Below are 4044 nucleotides of genomic sequence, written 5' to 3'. Positions count from 1 at the left end.
TTTTTTTCAGTTACTTTTTTTCAGTTACTTTTTTTCAGTTACTTTTTTTCAGTTATTTTTTCTCAGTTACATTTTTCCATTAATTAGCCTTTTATGAATATTATTATCCACATTAGTCATATATTAATTAATAACATGATCAACTAGACATTATTAAATATAAAATTTGCCAATTATATATCTTAAAAATTACCTTTGCTTTTATTGCCTGAAGAGATAACTATTAATTATCATGAAATATAATCTAACTTATTGGCTTACAGTAAACCGAATTTAGAAAACATCAGAAAACTTGTTTTAACTTTATAAGTACTTATTTAACCAGGCATCTTGCCCATAAAAATACAGAGTTTATCTGTGAATTTGAGTGTCAAAAAACTTGATTTTCGAGAGCCTCTGGAGAAGGAAGATGAAGGACCACAAGGAAGAACCAGAATGTCAGGAAGAGATAACAGCACTGGTAAACAAAGATAAAAAGACAAGCGAGCTAATAGCCTCAAATGGCGAGGCTTATAGCCAGGTTAAAATATCTGGTGAAAAAGGCAAAATCTCAAATCTTATTTTTCGGGATTGTCCTCATATTATAGAAGATATGCTTGACACCATGGTCAATCCAGTATCATACAAAGATAAAAATGGAGTTTTCCTTCTAGTAAACGAGGCTCATGCAAGGACGATGATTGGCTTTCCAAAAGAAGAGATTATCGGGAGAACACTTCTCGAACTCGCCAAGAAAATTTTGGATAGTCCTAGAAAATATATCGTAGAAAAGAGTGATCTCCTGGAAAGATGTAACGAATGGACCAAGATTGAAAATGAAATCCTGAATCATGGTGGAACGAGAACCATAGAACAGGAACTTATAGTTGCGGATGGGACAACAAAAACTTTTATTTTAAATAAATCCGCCTTATGCGACGAAGAAGGGGAGACTCTCGGGATCATTACTGTAATGCAGGATATAACCAAACTCCGGAAGACAGAAAAAATCCTGAAAGAGAGCCTTAGTTCCAAAAATGAACTGAGCGAGCAAATTAAGAAAAACGAGGAAATGTACAAGACCATTCTGGAAAAAACAGGGCAGATGGTGTACAATTGTGACATCATAGATGATAAAGTCGACTGGCTTGGAGCAATTGAAGAAGTTACGGGATACATGCCTGAAGAATTAAAAGGTGCAGGTGTGAACTTATGGATGGAGTACGTTCACCCTGAAGACAGGCATAAGCTCTGGATAAACAATAAAAATTATATAAAAAACAAAGGGAACTTCCGTCTGGAATACCGATTCCAAAAAAAGAACGGTGATTACGCCTATCTTGAAGAAAACGGAACCTATATACTGGACTCAAGAGGAAGTATAAGCAGGGTCACCGGAGTCGTAAAAGATATAACAGAACAAAATCTTGCAAGCAAAAACCTGCAAGAAAGTGAGGAAAGGTACCGCACAGCAACCGAGCAGACAGGGCAGCTAGTATTTGATCTCAGGCTCGATACGCATGAGGTAGAATGGGCAGGAGCTATCCGGGAAGTAACAGGCTACTCTCCGGAAGAATTCAAAAACTTTGATAAATTACTCTGGATGGAACACCTCCACCCTGAAGATAGGGACAAAACAACAAAAAGTCTGGAGAAATTCCTCAGGAGAAAAGCAAGAATTCAGACGGAGTTCAGGTTCAGAAGAAAAGACGGAAGATATATCTACATGGAAATTCGAGGCGTCTGGCTAACAAATGATGAGGGGGAAGTTTATCGGACCATTGGTGTGATGAAAGACATTACAGAATGGAAATGTACACTGGAAAAGGTTGAAGCTAGTGAACTGAAATACCGTTCTCTTATACAGAATTTCCATGGGATTGCATTCCAGGCGGACGAGAACCTCGTCCCCATATTCATGCACGGAGCTGTTGGAGAAATCACAGGATGTACTGAAGAAGAACTTATGTCCAGGGTTAAGTGGAAAGAGATAATCCTTCCTGAAGATCTGCCATTACTTCTCAAAGAAGGGGAAAAAATTAGGAGTTCTCCTTCCATGAAATATATCAAGGTTGATTTTCGCATAATACATAGAGACGGAAAAATTCGCTGGTTACACGAAATTTACCAGAGAGTTCTGGGAAAAGACGGAAATACAAAATTCTACCAGGGCACAATTTTTGATATAACCGAAAGGAAGGAAACCGAGGAATTTCTTGCGAACATCAAAATTGCCCGCCAGAAAGAAATTCATCACCGCATCAAAAACAATCTCCAGGTAATCTCTTCCCTGCTGGACCTTCAGGCTGAAAAGTTCAATAACGGGGAATGCATCAAGAATTCGGAAGTTCTTAAGGCCTTCAGGGAAAGTCAGGATCGGGTAATCTCTATTGCTTTAATCCATGAGGAATTACATGAAGGTGAGGGAACTGAGAGGCTCAACTTTTCGTCGTACCTTAAGAAACTCATTGGAAACCTTTTCCAGACTTATAGGCTTGGAAATGCAGCTATCAACCCCAAAACGGAGCTGGAGGAGAATATTTTTTTTGATATGGATATTGCTGTGCCTTTAGGGCTAATTGTCAATGAACTGGTTTCAAACTCTCTGAAGCATGCATTTTTAGATAGGGAAGGCGGAGAAATTCGGATAAGGCTTTCTAGAAACGACGAGTTTGAACACCTCAATGAAGAGATAGGTTCCGAAGTCAAAAGTACAGAATTTAAACTTGCGGTTTCGGATAATGGGAAAGGTATCCCGGAAACCGTAAACTTCGAAAGTCCTAAAACCCTTGGCCTGCAGCTGGTAAGCATTCTGGTCAATCAGCTGGAAGGCGAAATCGAACTGAAACGAGAAAACGGAACCGAGTTTAGCATGAGGTTTGAAGTGGAAAATAAATTATAATTGCTGCTTTTTCCGCACAGGCAATGGTATCAGGGACATGATGCTGCTCCAAATCTCGCATTTTTTCAGATTGCTTGTTTAAGATCGCATTGTTAAGGTCGGACTGTTAAGGTCGGACTGTTTAAGATCGCATTGTTAAGATCAGATAAGCAGAGCAAAAATTATCGATAAACTGTATCCTCTTCAAATTGAGTGGAAAGCTCTCAATTTCTGCTTATTGAGCTTTTTTCTCCGATTAATTGAGCCAGAGATGGCATCCCAAATGTACCGCCAACTCTATCACATATGTACTGATATGCACTTACACCCAGTTTCTTTGCTGTCTGAACAATCGTCATAAATGTGTCATTTGCTTTTGTTCCTTCCTCTGTTATGGTTTGAAGGCTCACATCTCTTTTTCTGACTTTTGCTCTCGCCGCTAGTTCCGCTGCATTGTTATGCAGCGGAACCTCTGGCAAGACCAGAACCTTTAACAGCTGTTCCTTGTTCTCTTTTGTCTTAGCGATTCTTTCATCCAGCTGTTCATATCCTGTTTTGGTAGAAAACAACTGATCAAACTTAACGGATAATTGCTCCGCTACCTCTGAATCTGGTTTTATTCTAAACTTAGAAAGCTCACCATAAAAGTTCCAGTAACTGTTCAGAAAAGCTTTCAGCTTTTCTTTATGATACGGAACTATTGGCCTTAATTTCTTGTAGTTTCTACCGTCATGAATCCAACAAAGAGCATGGTGATATGCAATTTGCCTGAACTGACGTGCATCATCACTTAAAAGTGTGGTAACCACAGGTATGTCTTTACTTTGATGATAGGCCGCAATTGCACAGGCTTCAAGGACTTTCTTCTTAGTAGTTTTATATCCATTAAGTGAGAAAACACAATCCAGTTTTCGACGCATTTCTTCGTCACTGAATATTTTGTTTTTAAAAGACGAGAGTTTTTCCATCCAACTTTGGGAAACATTAAACGTTTTCATCAGATTATATGCTTCATCAGTAAAGCAGTATGTTTTTTCTTTTCCACATAAAAGCACGTCTAAAACATTTTCTCTATTTTTATTGGGAACTGTAAAATAAGCAGTATAATAAGGATTACAAAGAATTTGAGTATAATAATTGACACCATTGACTCTTGCACCTGTATCATCAATCTGCTGATAAGG

General features: G+C 38.4%; 2 protein-coding genes. One reads left to right on the top strand and one right to left on the bottom strand.

The features are described from left to right. The first annotated feature begins 409 nt into the window (after nt 1-409). Complete coding sequence (locus ASJ81_RS09590) at nt 410-2881, top strand: PAS domain-containing protein (protein ID WP_095644275.1); 2472 nt, start codon at nt 410-412, stop codon at nt 2879-2881. Nucleotides 2882-3084: 203 nt separating this feature from the next. Here ASJ81_RS09590 and ASJ81_RS09585 read toward each other — a convergent pair. Continuing rightward, nucleotides 3085-4044, bottom strand: a 960-nt coding sequence (locus ASJ81_RS09585; RefSeq protein ID WP_095642794.1) for an IS66 family transposase, incomplete at its 5' end; no start/stop codon positions are given.

The sequence above is a fragment of the Methanosarcina spelaei genome (assembly GCF_002287235.1).
GTDB lineage: Archaea > Halobacteriota > Methanosarcinia > Methanosarcinales > Methanosarcinaceae > Methanosarcina > Methanosarcina spelaei.
This window is presented reverse-complemented; position numbering and strand designations above follow the sequence as displayed.